Origin of the sequence: Rhodococcus sp. 4CII, assembly GCF_014256275.1 — a bacterium.
In the GTDB taxonomy this organism is placed as follows: Bacteria; Actinomycetota; Actinomycetes; order Mycobacteriales; family Mycobacteriaceae; genus Rhodococcus_F; species Rhodococcus_F wratislaviensis_A.
This window is the reverse complement of record NZ_JACCFE010000002.1, coordinates 1,007,671-1,026,473: the sequence shown is the minus strand read 5'-3', so window position 1 is coordinate 1,026,473 and position 18,803 is coordinate 1,007,671. Positions and strand designations below refer to the sequence as shown.

16 protein-coding genes and 1 pseudogene are annotated in these 18,803 nt (G+C 69.0%); 13 read left to right on the top strand and 4 right to left on the bottom strand.

The annotated features are described in order from the left end of the window. Positions 1-175: 175 nt before the first annotated feature. The 5 genes and pseudogenes from H0B43_RS41325 to H0B43_RS05730 form a co-directional block, all read left to right on the top strand. A pseudogene (locus tag H0B43_RS41325) lies at positions 176-475 on the top strand (MerR family transcriptional regulator); the annotation flags it as partial. A gap of 87 nt (positions 476-562) precedes the next feature. After that, positions 563-1,246, top strand: a complete 684-nt coding sequence (locus H0B43_RS05745; RefSeq protein WP_312034039.1) for a transcriptional regulator — start codon at positions 563-565, stop codon at positions 1,244-1,246. 158 nt (positions 1,247-1,404) lie between these two features. Further along, entirely contained in the window at positions 1,405-2,238 is an 834-nt protein-coding gene (locus H0B43_RS05740; RefSeq protein ID WP_185728916.1) for a hypothetical protein, read from the top strand. 160 nt (positions 2,239-2,398) lie between these two features. Further along, entirely contained in the window at positions 2,399-2,977 is a 579-nt protein-coding gene (locus H0B43_RS05735; RefSeq protein WP_185728917.1) for a sigma-70 family RNA polymerase sigma factor, read from the top strand. Then, positions 2,961-3,989 carry an anti-sigma-D factor RsdA gene (locus H0B43_RS05730; protein ID WP_185728918.1) on the top strand — a complete coding sequence of 343 codons (1,029 nt, stop codon included), beginning with the start codon at positions 2,961-2,963 and terminating at the stop codon, positions 3,987-3,989. Before H0B43_RS05735 ends, H0B43_RS05730 begins: the two co-directional genes overlap by 17 nt. An 85-nt stretch (positions 3,990-4,074) precedes the next feature. Here the strand turns inward: H0B43_RS05730 and H0B43_RS05725 are convergent, their stop codons facing one another. Continuing rightward, a complete protein-coding gene (locus H0B43_RS05725) occupies positions 4,075-4,479 on the bottom strand; it encodes a DUF5319 domain-containing protein (protein ID WP_005239778.1) in 405 nt (134 codons plus the stop codon). Between the two features lie 222 nt (positions 4,480-4,701). On the opposite strand from H0B43_RS05725, the gene guaB reads away from it, so the two are divergent. From guaB to guaA, 4 genes are all read left to right on the top strand, one after another. After that, positions 4,702-6,225, top strand: coding sequence for an IMP dehydrogenase (guaB, locus tag H0B43_RS05720; protein WP_005239781.1), 1,524 nt, complete (start codon positions 4,702-4,704; stop codon positions 6,223-6,225). A 33-nt stretch (positions 6,226-6,258) separates the two neighbouring features. Next, a complete protein-coding gene (locus H0B43_RS05715; RefSeq protein WP_185728919.1) occupies positions 6,259-7,398 on the top strand; it encodes a GuaB3 family IMP dehydrogenase-related protein in 1,140 nt (379 codons plus the stop codon). Between the two features lie 207 nt (positions 7,399-7,605). Next, positions 7,606-9,348, top strand: a complete 1,743-nt coding sequence (locus H0B43_RS05710; RefSeq protein ID WP_185728920.1) for a GMC family oxidoreductase N-terminal domain-containing protein — start codon at positions 7,606-7,608, stop codon at positions 9,346-9,348. A 64-nt stretch (positions 9,349-9,412) separates the two neighbouring features. Further along, entirely contained in the window at positions 9,413-10,984 is a 1,572-nt protein-coding gene (guaA, locus tag H0B43_RS05705) for a glutamine-hydrolyzing GMP synthase (RefSeq protein ID WP_185728921.1), read from the top strand. A gap of 62 nt (positions 10,985-11,046) precedes the next feature. Here guaA and H0B43_RS05700 read toward each other — a convergent pair whose 3' ends face one another. After that, positions 11,047-11,274, bottom strand: coding sequence for a hypothetical protein (locus tag H0B43_RS05700; protein ID WP_185728922.1), 228 nt, complete (start codon positions 11,272-11,274; stop codon positions 11,047-11,049). Next, complete coding sequence (locus H0B43_RS05695) at positions 11,267-12,724, bottom strand: PspC domain-containing protein (RefSeq protein ID WP_185728923.1); 1,458 nt, start codon at positions 12,722-12,724, stop codon at positions 11,267-11,269. The genes H0B43_RS05700 and H0B43_RS05695 overlap by 8 nt, the downstream gene beginning before the upstream one ends. Before the next feature lie 68 nt (positions 12,725-12,792). On the opposite strand from H0B43_RS05695, the gene H0B43_RS05690 reads away from it, so the two are divergent. Next, positions 12,793-14,145, top strand: a complete 1,353-nt coding sequence (locus H0B43_RS05690; RefSeq protein ID WP_213015082.1) for an ATP-binding protein — start codon at positions 12,793-12,795, stop codon at positions 14,143-14,145. Between the two features lie 65 nt (positions 14,146-14,210). Then, positions 14,211-14,870, top strand: a complete 660-nt coding sequence (locus tag H0B43_RS05685) for a response regulator transcription factor (protein ID WP_185728924.1) — start codon at positions 14,211-14,213, stop codon at positions 14,868-14,870. Positions 14,871-14,882: 12 nt separating this feature from the next. Here the strand turns inward: H0B43_RS05685 and H0B43_RS05680 are convergent, their stop codons facing one another. Then, positions 14,883-16,094: a serine/threonine-protein kinase gene (locus H0B43_RS05680; RefSeq protein WP_185730087.1), complete on the bottom strand. Its 1,212-nt coding sequence runs from the start codon at positions 16,092-16,094 to the stop codon at positions 14,883-14,885. Between the two features lie 174 nt (positions 16,095-16,268). Here H0B43_RS05680 and H0B43_RS05675 point away from each other — a divergent pair, with 174 nt between their 5' ends. Together H0B43_RS05675 and H0B43_RS05670 are read left to right on the top strand one after the other, a co-directional pair. Further along, the gene (locus H0B43_RS05675; RefSeq protein WP_185728925.1) at positions 16,269-17,129 is read left to right on the top strand and encodes a hypothetical protein; all 861 of its coding nucleotides are present in this window, start codon (positions 16,269-16,271) and stop codon (positions 17,127-17,129) included. Further along, a complete protein-coding gene (locus H0B43_RS05670) occupies positions 17,126-18,679 on the top strand; it encodes a DNA polymerase Y family protein (protein WP_185728926.1) in 1,554 nt (517 codons plus the stop codon). The genes H0B43_RS05675 and H0B43_RS05670 overlap by 4 nt, the downstream gene beginning before the upstream one ends. Positions 18,680-18,803 lie beyond the last annotated feature (124 nt).

Genomic DNA, 18,803 nt, shown 5'->3' with positions numbered 1-18,803 from the left:
CGCCTCTGGCGACGAGCGGACCGTGGGCTCGAACGCAAGTTCAAGCCACTGAATCATTCACGTCGCTAACCGTAGAGTCGGTTGTGAAATCGCGTCAATAGTTGTTCACAGTGGTGATTTACATATCCCACGAGCTGAAAGTTAACCTGGAAAATATTTACATTCCCGCGGTTCCATGATTCCGTTTCAGGTTGAAAGACCCCGGATCGCGGGCAACGATGTCCGGGTGCCCCAGCCCGCGGAGCCTGAAACCCAACACCCCTCCGGATCTCCGGACGAGGGACCCACGATCTCGGTATCTGCGCTGGCCAGAAAGCTCGGCGTCGCTCCGTCGACGCTCCGCACCTGGGACCGCAGGTACGGCATCGGGCCGTCCGTCCACCCGCAGGGAAGCCACCGCAGATACACGCCGCTCGACGTCGCAAGACTCGAGTGCATGCAACAGGCGCTGGACGGCGGGGCAAACTCTGCCGAGGCGGCGAGATATGCGATTAACGCAATGGCTACATATTCGTCAGAAAGGGACCACCGAGCGGGCGGGGAAAATCTGCATGACAACTCGGTGAACGGAACGAAAACAGACTCGTCGAACCTTTTGTCGGCCTTTTCCGGCCTCGGCGACACCGACGCCTCGATCCGGAATTTATCGGGGGCGCTGCTGGCGCGGGATGTCGTGACCATCCGGCGAATTGTCGTGCGGGCCGCCGCCGAGCGGGGATTCGTTTCGATGTGGACAAGGCTGGTCGTTCCCGTGCTCGAGTGGGCGGACGAGGGAAGGAACTCGGAGGCCGCCGCCGCGAGTGTCCGCGTCTTCACCGATTGCGTTGCGGGGATCCTGTCTACGATGACGCTGGACGCGCCCATCGGCGGCGGTGGCCGTGTGCTGCTGGTGCGCGTCCCCGCGGACACCCGAGATGCCGGGCCCGCCGACCCTTCCGGCCTCGAATTCCGGGCATTGGGCGCAGCTCTCGCCACCGCCTCGGTCGACACACGGACGGCGCTGCCCGTGTGCCGGTCCGCGCTCCTCACCGCCGTGACCAACGGCGAGCCGGACGTGATCATCCTGTGGTTGCCGTACTCCGGATGCGACATCCCGTCTCTCGTGCGGGCGATCCGCCGCCGCCGCACCGGGCTGATCATGCTCGCGGGTGGCCCCGAATGCCGCGCCCAGGGACTGCCACGGTCGATCGCCGTGCTGGGCGGCACCCTGGGCGAGGCCGTCGACGCCGTCCTCGCGGTCACCTGACTCGCGGCCGTCCAGCGGTGCCGTGATCTCGCCGGTGCCCTGAATCTCGCCGGTGCCCTGAATCTCGCCGGTGCCCTGAATCTCGCCGGTGCCCTGAATCTCGCCGGTGCCCTGAATCTCGCCGGTGCCCTGAATCTCGCCGGTGCAATGATTCGTGCGTGCCCGATTCCAGCCACCGTTCCGAAGTCACGACATCGCTGAACCACGCCGCGTTCGGTGCCGGCCCGGGGGCGGGCCCGCTGGCGGACACCGACGTTCCGGTCGAGCGCTGGATGCGCGCAGTGGTGTGGGGCGCCCGAGGGCACTACAGCCGGGCCCGCGCCGAACTGGAGGCGCTGACGCGGGGCGGCGACGTCGAACCCGCGGTCGTCTCGCTGGCGTGGAGCACGCAGGCGTCACTGCTGCGCCAACTCGGCTGGCACCGTGTCGCCTCCGGATTCGACGGCCGGGCCCTCGCGGTGGTCGGAACGGGGTCCGGTGACGGCGGCGACGTCCTCCTCCGCGAAGCCCGCTGCGACGCTCTGACGGGGCTTGCCGCGGACGCCCTGGGATGCGGTCGTCTCGCGCTGGGCCGGCGCCTCCTCCAACGCTGTGGCGAGCACCTGGACGAGGGTGTCGCGGATCGGCTGTGGCGGCAGCGGATCCGCACCCACTGGGTGAGCGCGGAGCTGTTCCTCGCGGGCGGCGACTTCGCCTCGGCGCGCCGCCACGCCGATACGGCCGCGGAAATTTCGGAGGCCTCCGGATCCGTGCGCCACCACGTCAAGTCGGATCTGTTACGCAGCGCGGCGATGACCGGGGATCCCGATTCCGGTCCCGCGGCACGGCTCGCCGCCGATGTGCTCGACCGCTGCGACCGGCACGGCCTGATACCTCTGAAGTGGGCAGCTGCGATGTTGCTGGGGGGTGTGACGTCGGACTCACGTGCCCAGGTGGCGCGCGAGGAGTGCGAAGCCTTGATCCGGGCGCGAGGTGGGCGCTTCCGAATCTGACGCCGCTGATCGGGTGGGCTACGGCTCGATTGTGCGCGAATCGGTGTGAATCCGCGCGAATACCGTTCGGTCGGCACCGTTACTCTTGGAGTGTTCCGCTGAGAGCGGGAGCACACCCATCGGGGGAGGTGCCACTGTAACGCCAGGATATTCAGCAACGATGACTAATACGAGCGAGGAGTTGGACTCCGCCGTCGCCGCTGCAGCGCAGGGCGACCGGGCCGCTTTAGCTCTGGTCCTGGAAAACATTCGGCCCCTGGTTGTGCGTTACTGCAGAGCCAGGGTCGGTGCTGCGGAGAGGGGACAACTCTCCGCGGACGACGTGGCACAAGAAGTGTGCCTCGCCGTGATGACGGCCTTACCTCGCTACGAGGACCAAGGCCGGCCGTTCATGGCATTCGTCTACGGGATCGCCGCGCACAAGGTCGCCGACGCGCATCGGAACTCCGCACGTAACAAGTCGGAGCCCGTCGCCGAAGTACCCGATGTCGTAGCCAACGACGACGGACCCGAACAGAGGGCGCTGGACTCGGAAGCGAGCAGGCAGATGAACGAATTGCTGAGCACGCTGCCGGAGAAGCACCGGGAGATCTTGATCCTCCGCCTCGTGGTCGGCATGTCGGCGGAGGAGACGGCCGCGGCCGTGGGTAGTACCGCGGGAGCTGTCCGCGTGGCTCAACACCGAGCTATCGCGAAACTGAAAAAAGAAGTGACGAGGGCAGGTGAGAGGTTTGGCTAGGAGCATCAAGCGCAACGGCAATCCCGATGCCGATCTCCCAGAAGACGACGCACCGGTGGACGTTGCGGCAGTACGCCGCGACGATGCGCTGATCGACGCGATCGCCGGTGGCGGTCCCGTCGCAACGGATTCGCCGGAGCAATACGAGCTCGCGCTTCTGCTGACGAATTGGCGCGCCGACATCGTGGCGACGCCGATGCCGACCGAACCGCTGCTGGACGACGTGATCGCGGCGATCGACGCCTCGGACGCCCGTTCCGCACGTAGCGCTGCCCGCAGCAAGCTCCGTCTGCTGCGACCCATCGCCGGCGCTGCCGCCGCGGTCGCCGTCGTGATGGGCGGCGCCACCATCTTCTCGTACAACGCCGAACCGGGCGATCCGCTGTGGAGTGTCAAGTCGGTCGTATTCAGCCAGCAGGCCGATTCGACCGTCGCACAGATCGACACGACATCGCAGTTGCATGAAGCCGAGCGGCTGATCGCGGCGGGCGACGCCGAGTCCGCGCAGCACCTGCTCGACAACGCCGCCGACCGTGCCGGCGGAGTTCGCGACTCCGACATGCGGAACGAACTCGACGTGTGGCGTGCGAAGCTTGCCGCGCAAATCGAGAAGATCGCTCCCACCACGCCGCCGATGACGTCACCCGGCACCACCACGACGAACGCGCAGGCGCAGACCAACGAGATGCCGGCCACCGTTCCGGGCACCCCGGGTGCCACAACGCTGCCGGGAGTCGGTCCGCTGCCGGGCACAGGTACCCTCCCGACCACTGATCTGCAGATTCCGGGACTTCCGGCCATCCCGTTGCCGCAACTGCCGCAGTTGCCGACGCTTCCGCCGCCGGAGACGTTGCCGTCCACGAGCCCCGATCCCACGATCATGATGGTCCCGACGCTGCCCTCGGACATCCCGGCAACGGAACCGTCCACCCACCAGCAGGTCCCGCAGGAGCCGTCGTCGGTGCCGCTGCCCACTACGACCACGGTGCCGGTGCCGCCGCCCACCGGTTAGCGGCACACCTTTCCTCCACGAACGACTGTGGCCCGACACGCGAAGTGTCGGGCCACAGTCGTTCGTGGAGGAAAGCGTGCCCGGGTCAGGCGTCGAAGCCGTCCCCGTGCAGAGCGTCGTTCATCGAGGCGTCCGCGTAGCCACGGCAATAATCCCACGTGACGTAGGCCTCGGGTGTCGGGTCGTAGGCGGGCTCGTGCGGGCGCACGGTGCCGTCGACCAGAAGCTGGAGGAGATTGGCACGGAGCATGTCCCAATCGTGGTAGTGATCTTGCTGGCAGTCTTCGCAGCAGACGACGAGCCCGCGGATCCCACGATGAGCCAGCAGCGCCTCGTACACGGCGAGGTCGGCCAGATCTTCCTCCACGGCGAGGCGCTCGTGGGGGTCGAGTGGCTGGCCCGGTTCGATCGCATCGAGAGCTGCGGACGGGTCGGCGGGGTCGCCGGCGAAGGGGTCCGGGGGCAGACCTGGAGGCAGTTGATCGCGCACAGCACCACGGTACGCAGGTCAGCCCGGTCTGCGCCAGCCGTTCGGCGTACGCCCAGCGTGGGTGGGCTCCGTGGCGATCGCGCCGAGCCGATATCATGGTCTCCGGAGCTGGGAATATCGATCGACGCTCCGGACTTTTCCCTGTAAACCGGATCGATGATCCGGCTGTCCACAGACGGCGCCGCGGCGCTGCACCTATGTTTCATGGAGGGCCCGAACCGCATGACAAGTTCAGCAGGGCATGTACACACCGGCGGTGACGACCCGAACAAGGTCGCGATGCTGGGTCTCACGTACGACGACGTCCTGCTCTTGCCGGCGGCGTCGAATGTCATTCCCGGCCAGGTCGACACGTCGAGTCAGCTGACCCGCGACATCCGGCTGCGAGTACCCCTCGTCAGTTCTGCGATGGACACCGTCACCGAGGCGCGGATGGCCATTGCCATGGCCCGCGCCGGTGGCATGGGCGTCCTGCACCGCAACCTGTCGGTGGAGGCCCAGGCGGGGCAGGTCGAGACGGTCAAGCGGTCCGAGGCGGGAATGGTCACCGATCCGGTCACCTGCAAGCCGTCCGACACCCTCGCCGAGGTGGACGCCAAATGTGCCCGTTTCCGGATCTCCGGACTGCCGGTGACCGATGCGGCCGGGCAACTGGTGGGCATCATCACCAACCGCGACATGCGCTTCGAGGTCGACCAGAATCGGGCCGTGTCCGAGGTCATGACCAAGGCGCCGCTGATCACCGCGCAGGAGGGTGTCACCGCGGAGGTGGCGCTGGGCCTGCTTCGCCGTCACAAGATCGAGAAGCTGCCGATCGTGGACGGGCAGGGCAAGCTCACCGGTCTCATCACGGTCAAGGACTTCGTGAAGACCGAGCAGCACCCGGACGCCACCAAGGACCGCGACGGCCGGCTCCTCGTCGGTGCCGCCGTGGGTGTGGGTGACGAGGCGTGGAGTCGTGCGATGGCTCTCACCGACGCCGGCGTGGACGTCCTCGTCGTCGACAGCGCTCACGGGCACTCGGCCGGCGTCCTGGACATGATTTCGAAGCTCAAGGCCGAGGTCGACGAGCGCGTGCAGATCATCGGCGGCAATGTCGCCACCCGCAGCGGTGCAGCCGCCCTCATCGAAGCCGGTGTCGATGCGGTCAAGGTCGGTGTCGGACCGGGCTCGATCTGCACCACCCGCGTCATCGCCGGTGTCGGCGCCCCGCAGATCACCGCGATTCTCGAAGCGGTCGCCGCGGCGAAGCCCCACGGTGTGCCGGTGATCGCCGACGGCGGCCTGCAGTTCTCCGGCGACATCGCCAAGGCGCTGGCGGCGGGCGCGTCGACGGCCATGCTCGGTTCGCTGCTCGCGGGCACCGCCGAGTCGCCGGGTGAGCTGATCCTGGTGAACGGCAAGCAGTACAAGAGCTACCGGGGCATGGGTTCGCTCGGCGCGATGCAGAGCCGCGGCGCCGCCAAGTCGTACTCGAAGGACCGCTACTTCCAGGACGACGTGCTGTCCGAGGACAAGCTGGTCCCGGAGGGCATCGAGGGCCGGGTCGCGTTCCGCGGGCCGCTGTCCCAGGTCACGCATCAGCTCACAGGTGGTCTGCGCGCCGCCATGGGCTACACGGGAGCGTCGTCGATCGAGGAGCTGCAGAATGCGCAGTTCGTGCAGATCACGGCCGCGGGCCTGAAGGAGAGCCACCCGCACGACATCACGATGACGGTCGAAGCTCCCAACTACACCGCCCGCTAGCAACCAGTCACGATTCACGAGAAAGGGGCGCGCGTGCGCGACCTCGTTGAGATCGGCATGGGCCGAACAGCCCGACGAACCTATGAGCTGGACGACATCGACATCGTCCCCTCCCGCCGGACCCGCTCCTCCAAGGAGGTGTCGACGGCCTGGCAGCTCGACGCGTACCGGTTCGACATCCCGGTGCTGACACATCCGACCGACGCGCTCGGGTCGCCGTCGTTCGCGATCGAACTCGGCAAGCGTGGTGGCCTCGGGGTCATCAACGGTGAGGGTCTGTGGGGCCGGCACGCGGACGTCGAGGCGAAGCTCGCCGACCTCGTCGCGCTGGCGGAGTCGGACGTCGACGTCGAGGCGCCGATCAAGAAGCTGCAGGAGTTGCATGCGGCACCGTTGCAGCCGGGTCTCCTCGCCGCCGCGGTCGCGCAGGTCCGTGACGCCGGCGTCACGACCGCGGTCCGGGTGAGCCCGCAGAACGCCCGGGCGCTCACCCCGCTGCTGCTGGAGGCGGGCATCGACCTGCTGGTCGTGCACGGCACGATCATCTCCGCCGAGCACGTCGCCCACGGCGACAGCGAGCCGCTGAACCTCAAGACGTTCATCTCCGAGCTCGATGTCCCCGTCGTGGCCGGTGGCGTGAGCGATCATCGCACCGCCCTGCACCTGATGCGCACGGGCGCGGCCGGTGTCATCGTCGGATACGGTTCCACCGAGGGTGCCACCACCACCGGTGAGGTGCTCGGCATCGGACTCCCGATGGCTACGGCCATCGCGGACGCCGCGGCCGCCCGCCGTGACTACCTCGACGAAACGGGTGGGCGCTACGTCCACGTCATCGCGGACGGCAACATCACGTCCTCGGGCGATCTGGCGAAGGCGATCGCCTGTGGTGCGGACGCCGCGGTCCTGGGCGCGCCGCTGGCCGTGGCAGCGGAGGCCCCCGGCGGCGGCTGGTACTGGCCGTCGGCCGCCGCGCATCCTTCGGTCCCGCGCGGGACGATGCTGCCTGTCGCGTTCGGCGAGCGCCCGTCGCTCGACCGGGTGCTGACCGGTCCGTCGGACGACCCGTTCGGTTCGCTGAACTTCGTCGGCGGTCTGCGCCGCTCGATGGCGAAGTCGGGGTATTCGGACCTGAAGGAATTCCAGAAGGTGGGCCTCACCGTCCGCGCCTGAGACCCGCTCTCGACCGCTTCACTCGTCGCCCGATGTCGCATCGGTGCAGTTCAACTGCACCGATGAGGCATCGGGCGACAGTCTTTTGCGGGTACCGCGACCGTTTCTGATACCTGTCGTTACAGTTAGGCAACCCTTGTGGCAGCTGTCACAGTCGCGGGGTGCATACTGGCGAGTAATAACTCAGGTTTCGTGGGAGGTCGAGTGATGAGCAAGCAGCGCGCAACGGAGTACGACGTCCTCATCGTCGGTTCGGGATTCGGGGGCAGTGTCACCGCGCTCCGATTGGTGGAGAAGGGCTACAAGGTCGGCGTCCTCGAGGCGGGCCGCCGCTACGCCGACGCCGATTTCGCGAAGACCAGCTGGGACGTCAAGAAGTTCCTGTGGGCGCCCGCCCTCGGATTCTTCGGCATCCAGCGCGTCCACCTGCTGCGCGACTGCCTGATCCTCGCCGGCGCGGGAGTCGGTGGCGGGTCGCTCAACTACGCCAATACCCTCTACAAGCCGCCGGCCTCCTTCTTCCAGGACAAGCAGTGGTCGCACATCACCGACTGGCACGACGAGCTCACGCCTTATTACGAGCAGGCCCGGAAGATGCTGGGGGTGGTCCAGAATCCGCACATGACCCCCGCCGACGAGATCATCAAGTCGGTCGCCGAGGACATGGGCGTGGGCGACACGTTCATCCAGACCCCGGTTGGTGTGTTCTTCGGCGAAGCGGGCAAGACTGTGCCGGACCCGTACTTCGGCGGCGTCGGCCCCGACCGCACGGGTTGCATCGAATGCGGTGAGTGCATGACCGGGTGCCGGCACGGCGCCAAGAACACCCTGCTCAAGAATTACCTGGGTCTCGCCGAGAAGGCGGGCGCGGAGATCATCCCGATGACGACGGTCAGCGGTCTGCGCGAGGCGTCCGACGGAACGTGGGACGTCTTCACCCGGCGCAGCGGTCCTCGTAAGAACCGGAACCGCAAGACGTACACCGCCGCGAACGTCGTGCTGGCCGCCGGTACGTGGGGGACGCAACACCTGCTGTTCGACCAGAAGGAGACGGGCGCGCTGCCCAAGATCTCCGACCGGCTGGGCGTGCTCACCCGCACCAACTCCGAGTCGATTCTCGGCGCCGCCAAGAACAAGGTGGACCCCGCGCTCGAACTCACCAAGGGCGTCGCGATCACGTCGTCGTTCCACCCGACGTCCGACACCCACGTCGAACCCGTGCGGTACGGCAAGGGGTCGAATTCGATGGCCCTGCTGCAGACCCTGCTGACGGACGGCGGTGGGCGGCGGTGGATGACGTTCCTCCGGGAGCTGGCGAAGGATCCCACGGCGTTGAAGGTCCTCACACCGTACAAGTGGAGCGAGCGCACCATCATCGCGCTGGTGATGCAGAACCTCGACAACTCCATCACCACGTACACGAAGAAGGGTCTGTTCGGCCGGCGCAAGGTCACGAGCAAGCAGGGTCACGGGGAGCCGAACCCGAGCTGGATCCCGGCGGGCAACGAGGCGACCCGCCGCATCGCGGAGAAGATCGACGGCCGCGCGGGCGGAACCTGGGGCGACGTGTTCAACATCCCGCTCACCGCCCATTTCCTCGGCGGGTGCACGATCGCGTCGGAGCCGTCGAAGGGCGTCATCGATCCGTACCACCGTGTGTGGGGATACCCGACGCTGAGTGTCGTCGACGGGTCCGCGGTATCCGCGAACCTGGGGGTCAACCCGTCGCTGACGATCTCGGCGCAGGCCGAGCGGGCGGCCTCGCTGTGGCCGAACAAGGGCGAAGAGGACCTGCGTCCGGCGCAGGGCGAGGGATACCGGCGCCTGAACCCGGTCGCACCGATCGCGCCGGTCGTGCCCGCGGACGCCCCCGCCGCCCTGGTGCTGCCGATCGTCGAGATCCGCAGCGGCTCCGCGGTGCCCGACGCGCAGAAGCACGGCGTTGCATAGCGGCAGCGTGGGCCCGGTCATGGGGTCGCGCAGACCACGGAGCTGCGCCGATTAGACTGACCCGGTGGCAGATATCGAGCAACAGAGACCGGTCCTCGTCGTCGACTTCGGCGCGCAGTACGCGCAGCTGATCGCCCGGCGGGTGCGGGAGGCCAAGGTCTACTCCGAGGTGGTTCCGCACACCGCGACCGTCGAGGAGATCGCGGCCAAGAATCCCCTCGCCGTGGTGCTGTCGGGCGGTCCGTCGAGCGTCTACGCCGACGGTGCGCCCCAGCTCGATCCGGCGCTGTTCGATCTGGACGTGCCGGTATTCGGCATCTGCTACGGATTCCAGGCCATGGCCGGGGCGCTCGGGGGAACGGTGGCACACACCGGCACCCGTGAGTACGGACGCACCGACCTGACGGTGCAGGGTGGTCTGCTGCACGACGGCCTGCCGTCCCGTCAGCCCGTGTGGATGAGCCACGGTGACGCGGTCACCGCGGCGCCGGACGGCTTCGAGGTGACGGCCACGAGTGAGGGCGCCCCCGTCGCCGCGTTCGAGGACCGGGCCCGCAAGCTCGCCGGTGTGCAGTACCACCCGGAGGTCCTGCATTCGCCGCACGGGCAGCAGGTGCTCAGCCGGTTCCTCCACGAGATCGCGGGCATCCCGCCGGCGTGGACGGCCGCGAACATCGCCGACGCCCTCGTCGAGCAGGTCCGCGAGCAGGTCGGCGACGGCAAGGCGATCTGCGGACTGTCGGGCGGTGTCGACTCCGCTGTCGCCGCGGCGCTGGTGCAGCGGGCGATCGGCGACAACCTGACGTGTGTGTTCGTCGACCACGGTCTGATGCGCGCGGGTGAGCGTGCGCAGGTGGAGCAGGACTTCGTCGCCGCGACCGGAGCGAAGCTGATCACGGTCGACGCCGCCGACACGTTCATCGGCGAGCTGGCCGGCGTCTCCGATCCGGAGACCAAGCGCAAAATCATCGGCCGCGAGTTCATCCGCAGCTTCGAAGGCGCGGTCAGCGACGTGCTGGGCGAGAACGCCGCCCACGGCGACACGGTCGAATTCCTCGTGCAGGGCACCCTGTACCCGGACGTCGTGGAATCCGGTGGCGGCACCGGCACGGCCAACATCAAGAGCCACCACAACGTAGGCGGTTTGCCGGAAGACCTGCAGTTCACGCTCGTCGAACCGCTGCGGCTGCTGTTCAAGGACGAGGTCCGTGCGGTGGGACGCGAGCTGGGGCTGCCCGAGGAGATCGTGGGGCGTCAGCCGTTCCCCGGTCCCGGGCTCGGCATCCGCATCATCGGCGAGGTCACCCAGGAGCGGCTCGAGATCCTGCGTCACGCGGATTCGATTGCGCGAGAGGAGTTGACGGCCGCCGGGCTGGACGGTCAGATCTGGCAGTGCCCGGTTGTACTGCTGGCCGACGTCCGCAGCGTCGGCGTGCAGGGTGACGGGCGCACGTACGGGCACCCGATCGTGCTTCGCCCCGTGTCCAGTGAGGACGCGATGACCGCGGACTGGACGCGACTGCCCTACGACGTTCTCGAGCGGATCTCCACCCGGATCACCAACGAGGTGCACGACGTCAACCGTGTCGTGCTGGACATCACGAGCAAGCCGCCGGGCACCATCGAGTGGGAGTGACGCACGAGGCGCGGTGAGCGAGTCCCGAGGGCTCGCTCACCGCGCCTGTGCGTAGTGCGCCTCTATTTCCGCCGGTTGGGTGCGAACACGAGAACCAGGCCGACCAGAACCGCGGCCAGCACGAACAGCCAGCGGAACTCGACGTTCGCGAGCGGTTCGAGTGAGAACGGCCCCACGAGCGCCCAGCCGCTCACGAGGAGCGCTGCCACCCCGGCGAGGATCAGGAGTGGCGACGGTCGCTTCCGCGTCCGGGTCTGCTCGGTGTCCTGAGTGTCGTCGACGTCATCCACGGTGCACCTCCACACTTCCGAATCGAACATCGGCATTGAGGGTCAGGACGGGACCGTCCGTGCCGTCGACGCCGCCGTCGAGACCCTCCCCGAGGCATTGCGCCTCACCGAACTGGGCGGTGCAGTGGTTGTCGACGTTCATGCCGGGCGGCACCACCACCACGACCTCACCGAACTGGCCGCTGACGTCGACCGTCTTGTCCTCGGTGAGCGTGACGTTCCGGAGGTCGAGGGTGAAGCTGCCGAATCCGCCGGAGTAGGCGGGATCGATCTGGGCCGCCGACAGCGGCGTCCACGTCCGATCACCCATGTTGTCGCTGCTCAGGTCGAGAGCCCCGACGATCGAGGCGAGGATCACGAATCCGATCAGCGGGCCCGCGACTACGAGAAGTCCGTAGCCCTTGCGCAGGAAGCCGCCGATCAGCAGTCCGACGCCGATGACGGCGAGCGCGACGGCCCCGATCCGGCCGGGGTTCAACCAGTCGGACCCGGTGGCGACCGACAACGCCGTCGCCGCGGCCGCGGCCAGAATCGCCAGTCCGATCACCGTGGTGGTCAGGCGCGAGTGCCTGCGCTCCGGTTGTACTGCGGGAGTGGTGGTCCTGGCCGGTTCGGGGAGATCCCACGCGAACGGGGCGACACCGAGCGGGTCCCATGCCGGAGGTCGCGGTTCGAGCGGCGCGAACGGGGCCGGCGGTGTATCGACCCGCGGATCGGGGGGCGGTGACTTCTCGAACGGCATCGGATCGGTCTGGGCGGCAGCAGTGTCGGGCTTCAGCGCCTCGGTGGGGGCGTCGGCCGGATCCTCGTCCGGGGCGGGCGGAGTGCTCGGCGTGTAGGAATCGGGAAGCTTCGTGTACGGACCGTAGGCGGCCGGACCGTAGGTGCCCGGACCGAACGGATTGGCGCCGAACTGGCCGGGCGAGAAGCTCGTCCCGGGATATCCGGTCCCGACCCCGGGCGCGACGGCTCCGGTCGGCAACGGCGGAGGTATCGGCTGCCGTTGGTATAGCAGCCACAGGCCACCGAGCATGAGCGCCATGCTGATCAGCCCGGAGCCGCCGAGGCCGACGCCGAAGGGTCCGACGGTGCTCAGGGCGATCGCCAGTGCGACGAGGAGGACGATGGTCTTGGTGCCCGAGTCGGAGCTGTGACCGCGTCCGACCAACGACTCCGCGGGCGAGGCCGGGTCGCCCGACTTCGTGAGGGCGAGCCAGCACGCCAGGTAGAGGAGCACTCCGGCGCCGCCGAAAATGGTGGACACGACGAAGGCGACTCGTATCAGTACGGGATCGACGCCATAGCGGTAGCCGATTCCTGCACAGACACCGGCGACGTGGCCGCGGCCGGGCAACCGCACCGGTCGGGTCCGCCACAGATCTTGTATCTGCTCTTGGAAGCTCCCATTGCTCATACGACCATCGTTCCGGTCGGCGTGGCGCGGGTACATCGGGAACTACCCTGATCTTTCCGCTCGGGGTGGGCCGTGGCGGACGTCGAAGTCAGGGTCGGACCCTGATGCCGCCATTCGGGGATCGTGCCAGTATCGAAGGTGTGCACCCTGTGTCGAACACGTCCGCGGCCGCAGTGACCGCGCCGGTACCGCCCGGCGGTGTCACCATGCCACGGCTCGAACGCCGGGCCGGCGGTCGGATCGTGGGCGGCGTCGCGGGCGGTATCGCAGACCAGCTGGGCGTCGACGTGATGAAGGTGCGGGTCGTGTTCGCGTGCCTGGCCGCACTCGCCGGCGCGGGCATCGTCGGCTACGGACTGTTGTGGATCTTCACGGCCGCGGGCTCCGATACCGAGAAGCCCACTGCCGCTGAGCGGCGGCGGGCGTACGGGCTGATCGCGATCGGACTGGCCGGCGCATCCGCCTTGTCGTGGCTGTTCAGCGGCCGGGTCGGTGGTGTGATCGCGCCGATCATCGTGGTGGCGGTGGGTGCGGCGCTGGTGTGGCGCGAGTTCGATTCGGAGGGGCCCCGGACCGTTATCGGGCTGCCGCAGCGTCCCACCGTCCTGACGTGGGCGCGAGTGCTCGGCGGCGTGACACTGATCGTGTCGGGTCTCGGCGTGGTGATCCTCGCGCAGGTCGACTTCGCCGCGCTGCGGTCGTCGCTGCTGGCCGTGGTGGTCACCCTCGTCGGTGCCGGGTTGCTGACAGTTCCCCTGTGGTTGCGGCTGTGGCGCGCACTCGGGGCGGAACGCGCCGCCAGGATCCGCAACGACGAGCGCGAGGAGATCGCGTCACACCTGCACGACTCCGTTCTCCAGACACTGGCGCTGATCCAGAAGCAGGCCGACCACCCACAGGAGGTCGCGCGCCTCGCCCGCGGTCAGGAACGGGAACTGCGGAAGTGGTTGTTCGGCGGGGGAGACACCGACCATTCGAGTCTCGCGGAAGCGCTGCGGATCATCGCCGGCGAGGTGGAGGACCACCACGGTGTCACGGTGCGGCCGGTGACCGTGGGCGACGTGGCACTCGACGTCGAGGGCACCGGCGAGGGACTGTCCAAGGAGAGTTTCACCGCGGTGCTCGGTGCGGCCCGGGAGGCGCTGGTCAACGCGGCCAAGCACTCCGGTGAGACGGACATCAACCTGTTCGCCGAGGCCGAGCGCGAACAGGTCAGCGTGTTCGTCCGAGATCGGGGCGTCGGATTCGACGTCGACGAGGTGTCTCCGGATCGTCAGGGGCTGGCGAAGTCGATCCGGGGGCGGATCGAGCGCAGAGGCGGGCACGTCGACGTGCGGTCCGCGCCCGGCAAGGGCACCGAGGTGCGAATTCATATGCCGCGGAACGGCCGGACGTGGCCGGGAGCGGGCGGAACCGAGGGCGCGGACGGTGCCGGCGTCGAGGACGTGCCGGCATGAGCGGGGAATCGTGCGACAGCCTCTAGAGTGGGGTGACACTACCGCCCACGCGAGGACCAGCCGCAGTGACTTTGCCTGAAACGCCCCCGTACCGTGTCTTTCTCGTCGACGATCATGCCGTGTTCCGCTCCGGTGTCCGCGCCGAGCTCGGCAGGGAGGCGGACATGGAGGTGGTGGGCGAGGCGGGCGGCGTCGCGGAGGCGGTGGCCGGAATCAACGCCACCTCACCGCACGTGGTGCTGCTCGACGTTCACATGCCCGACGGCGGCGGCGTCGCGGTGCTGCGGGGCATCGAGTCGGGTCCGGTGTGCCTGGCGTTGAGTGTGTCCGACGCCGCCGAGGACGTGATCGCCGTCATCCGCGCGGGCGCCCGGGGGTACGTCACCAAGACGATCTCGGGAGTGGAACTGGCCGACGGCGTACGCCGGGTGGCCGGCGGTGACGCCGTGTTCAGCCCGAGACTGGCGGGCTTCGTGCTGGACTCCTTCACCGGACGGTCCAATGCGCCTGAGCCGCAATTGGATCCGGAGCTCGATTCGCTGACGCCGCGGGAGCTGGAAGTGCTGCGGCTGCTCGCCCGGGGTTACACGTACCGCGAGATCGCCGAGGAATTGGTGATTTCGGTGAAGACCGTCGAAACCCATGCCTCGAACGTGCTGCGGAAGACGCAGCAGTCCAACCGGAATGCGCTCACCCGGTGGGCGCACCGCCGGCGGATCGACTGAGGTCGACGGTTCTCAGGGCTGCGCGAGAAGGACGATCACGGCCACCAGTACGGCCAGGATCAGGATCGCGACCATGACACCCATCGCGATCGGCGCCCACGCCACCACCTGGTCGCGGACCGTCGGGGCCGGCGCACCCGGAGCGGGTTTCGCGGGGCGCGGGGGCCACTGCAGCCGGCCGAGCGGGCGGGGCACGTTCTTCAACGGGGTGCTCTGATGCACCGCGGGCAGACCGGCCTGGGTGGAACTCACCAGCTTGGTCCGCCGCCGTGAATCGGGCAGCGGCGTCGAGCGGTGCGCCCACGCCGGGATGGTGCCGTCCGCGGAATAGACCGGCGAGCCGACGAGGTGCGCGACGTTGCCGTCGCCAGCCATGGCCACCCGGGCCAGCGCGTCGCGGGCCTCGGCCATCGTCGGACGACGCGCCGGGTCGGGTTCGAGTAGGTGCAGCAGCGTGTCGGTGAGCGGTCCGGCCTTGCTCGGGCGGTAGATCTCGGCCTTCGCGACCCGGTGCAGGAGTGCGATGGAATCCGAGTCGATCCCGAACGGCGGCTGGCCCTCGACGACGGTGTACAGCGTGGAACCGAGCGAGAAGACGTCGCTGGCCTCGGTGGGATCCTGGCCTCGGGCGACCTCGGGGGAGAAGTACGCCGGTGTGCCGGTGATGACCCCGTTCGTGGTGTCGGCGGAATCGCCTTTGGCGCGGGCGATTCCGAAGTCGCTGATCTTCACCGTGCCGAGTTCCCGGCCGCGGTCGGCGACGAGGATGTTGCCCGGCTTGATGTCCCGGTGCACGATCCCGGCGGCGTGTGCGGCGGTGAGCGCGTCGGCCACCTGCGCGCCGATCTGAGCGACCTCCAGAGGGGGCAGGGTGTCGGCGATGTTCATCGCCTGGGCGAGACTGCGCGACGGCAGGTACTCCATGACCAGCCAGGGTTCACCGGCCTCGAGTGCCACGTCGTACATCGCGATGGAATGACTGTGGGCGAGTTTGGCGGCGTTGCGCCCTTCCCGCATGGTGCGTTCGCGGACGCGCCGGGCCTCGTCGGGGTCGAGTCCGGCGGTCGTGGTGACCTGTTTGATGGCGACGTCGCGGTGCAGCAGGGTGTCCCGCGCGAGCCACACCGCGCCCATTCCGCCGCCGCCCAGTTTGGACCGCAGTCGGTACCGTCCGGCCACCAGGTATTCGGGTCCGATGCCCCTCTCGCTCTGCTCCTGCTCCATCACGCGTTCAGGTTAGAGGATTGCGCGGACACGGGATGCGCGACGGTCCTGACCTGGCCGTTCGGGGTCCACTTGACGGGCCACCACCGACCGGCTTTACTGAAACGGGTTCGAAAATACGTTCGAACAAAGCGTCTGTTCGAGCCGCGTCTTCCCCGTGGTTGCCGACCGCTGTTGGTGCCGAGTGTCAGGGGTGTCGAGTTGGCTGAAGTGGCCGGGGTGCCGGGGTCTGCGGAGTTGTCCGGGCTGTCCCGGCAGGAGCGTCTGGACCTTCTCCGGCGACGGATGGCCGCAGTCCCCGCGCGCGGGGAGTCGGTGGCGGGCCGCGCCCCGGTGGAGAGTGCGCGTCCCCCGACGGGTGCCCCCGCGGTTCCCGATTCCCACACCGCCGGGGTTCTCCCGGTTCCGGCTGCGCTGGCCGATCTCCTTCCCCGGGGAGGGCTGGTGCGCGGTTCGGTGGTGTCGGTGTCGGGTGCCACCTCGCTCCTGCTGGGGCTGGTGGCATCGGTGACCGCGGACGGGGGCCACGTCGCGGTGATCGGGCATCCCCGGCTCGGGGTGCTGGCAGCGGTCGAGATGGGCGCGCAACTGGAACGGCTGGCCCTGATCCCCGACCCGGGCGCCGATCCGGTGGAGATCGCCGCGGTGCTGCTGGACGGAATGGACCTGGTGGTGCTCGGACTGGGCGGGGCATCGGTGGCGCCGTCCCGGGCGCGTGCGGTGGTGGCCCGGGCCCGGAGCAAGGGGTCGACCCTGGTCGTCACGGACGGGCACTGGGACGGCGCGGAGATGAGACTGGAAGCCCGGGTGCACGGATATGCGGGACTGGGCAACGGATCTCAGGACCGCGGATGCGGACGATTGCGTTCCCTCAGCCTGGCGGTGTGCGCCCGGGGGAGGTCGTTCCAGCCGCGCACCACCCGGCTGGACGTGCGGTCGACGCAGGGGCGGGTGGAGTGGGTGAGCACGCCGGAACCGGTGGCGCCCCTCGAGACCGGTTCCGTCCCCGAGGGAGCGGAGGTGGTGGGCCTGTGAGCCGGGTGCTGGCGCTGTGGTGTCCGGACTGGCCCGCGGTTGCGGCGGCCGCGTCCGCGGACCTCCCCCCGACTCATCCGGTGGCGGTGACGTCGGGCAATCGGGTGATCGCCTGCTCGGCGCCGGCCCGCGCGGACGGGGTGCGCAGAGGTCTGCGCCGCCGCGAGTCCCAGGCCCGGTGCCCCCGGTTGCACGTGGTGACAGCCGATCCCGACCGCGACGCGCGGCTGTTCGAGCCGGTCGCCTCGGCCGTCGACGCGGTGGCACCCGGTGTCGAGGTGCTGCGTCCCGGTCTCGTGGTGCTGTCCGCACGCGGCGTCGCCCGGTACTTCGGTTCGGAGGAAGCCGCCGCGGAACGGTTGGTGGATCAGGTGTCGGCGGTGGGGGTGGAGTGCCAGGTCGGTATCGCCGATCAGCTGTCCACGGCCGTGATCGCCGCGCGCAGAGCAACTCTCGTGCCGGCCGGGGAGGGGGCGGCCTTCCTGGCGCCGCTGCCGATGAGGGAGTTGGCCGCCGAGCCGAGCCTCGCGGCGCCCCATCGCGGTGAGCTGGTCGATCTGCTGCACCGGCTCGGGCTGCGCACGATCGGCAGTTTCGCCGCACTGTCGGCGGGCGATGTGGCGTCGCGGTTCGGAACCGATGCGGTGCTGGCGCATCGGGCCGCACGCGGTGAGCCGGAGCGTCCCCCGTCGGGCCGGTCGCTGCCTCCCGACCTGGAGGTCGAGGAGCACTGCGATCCCGTGATCGAACGGGTCGACGCCGCCGCCTTCGCAGGGCGAGCGCTGGCGGAGAAGCTTCATCGCACGCTGTCGGACGCCGCAGTGGCCTGCACCCGGCTGTCGATCTCGGCGAGCACCGGCAACGGTGAGCAGCTGTCCCGGATCTGGAGGTGCGCGGAACCGTTGACCCCGGAGGCCACGGCCGACCGGGTGCGGTGGCAGCTGGACGGATGGCTGACCGGGCGCAGCGAGAAGCGACCCACCGCCGGTATCGCCGTCCTGCGGCTCGAACCGGTGGAAGTGGTGGCGGCCGGCGCCCTGCAGCTGGGGCTGTGGGGTGGGGTCGGCGATCAGGACGAGCGAGCCCGGCGGGCTCTGGTGCGGGTGCAGGGGCTGCTCGGCGGGGAAGCCGTGCAGGTGGGGGTCCTCAGCGGTGGGCGGGGCCCGGCGGAGCGCATCACGTTGCTGCCGTTGGGCGACGAGTTGATCCCTCGCAACGATCCGTCGGAGCCGTGGCCGGGCACGCTGCCGGAACCGGCGCCTGCGGCGGTGCTGACCGCCCATCCGGAGGTGTGGATGTCGGACGAGCGGGGTATGGCCGTGACGGTCACGGAACGGGGTGTGTTCAGCGCGCCTCCTGCCCGGTTGCGGTGGGGGAGTCGAGAGTGGGCGGTGTGCGGATGGGCCGGACCGTGGCCTGTGGACGAGCGGTGGTGGGACCCTCCGGCGGCCCGGACGGCGGCCCGGGCCCAGGTGCTGCTGGAGGAGTCGCGGGCGCTGCTGGTGATCTGCACGGCGGGCCGTTGGTCGGTGGAGGGAATCTACGAGTGACACTGGCAATCACCGACATCCCTTGCGAACCGACCGTTCGAAATGCTTTGCTGTGCAGTGGGTCGCGTGCCGGTGGCGGACAGCGTCAGGCATGGAGGCCGGCCACAGCCGCATCGTCGGCTCG

Bases quoted from the DNA above. Each gene is read 5' to 3' on its own strand.
- H0B43_RS05735 (WP_185728917.1), top strand. From the start codon at position 2,399: ATGACTAATACGAGCGAGGAGTTGGACTCCGCCGTCGCCGCTGCAGCG.
- guaB (WP_005239781.1), top strand. From the start codon at position 4,702: ATGACAAGTTCAGCAGGGCATGTACACACCGGCGGTGACGACCCGAAC.
- H0B43_RS05710 (WP_185728920.1), top strand. From the start codon at position 7,606: ATGAGCAAGCAGCGCGCAACGGAGTACGACGTCCTCATCGTCGGTTCG.
- H0B43_RS05695 (WP_185728923.1), bottom strand. From the start codon at position 12,724: ATGTACCCGCGCCACGCCGACCGGAACGATGGTCGTATGAGCAATGGG.
- H0B43_RS05690 (WP_213015082.1), top strand. From the start codon at position 12,793: ATGCCGCCATTCGGGGATCGTGCCAGTATCGAAGGTGTGCACCCTGTG.
- H0B43_RS05680 (WP_185730087.1), bottom strand. From the start codon at position 16,094: ATGGAGCAGGAGCAGAGCGAGAGGGGCATCGGACCCGAATACCTGGTG.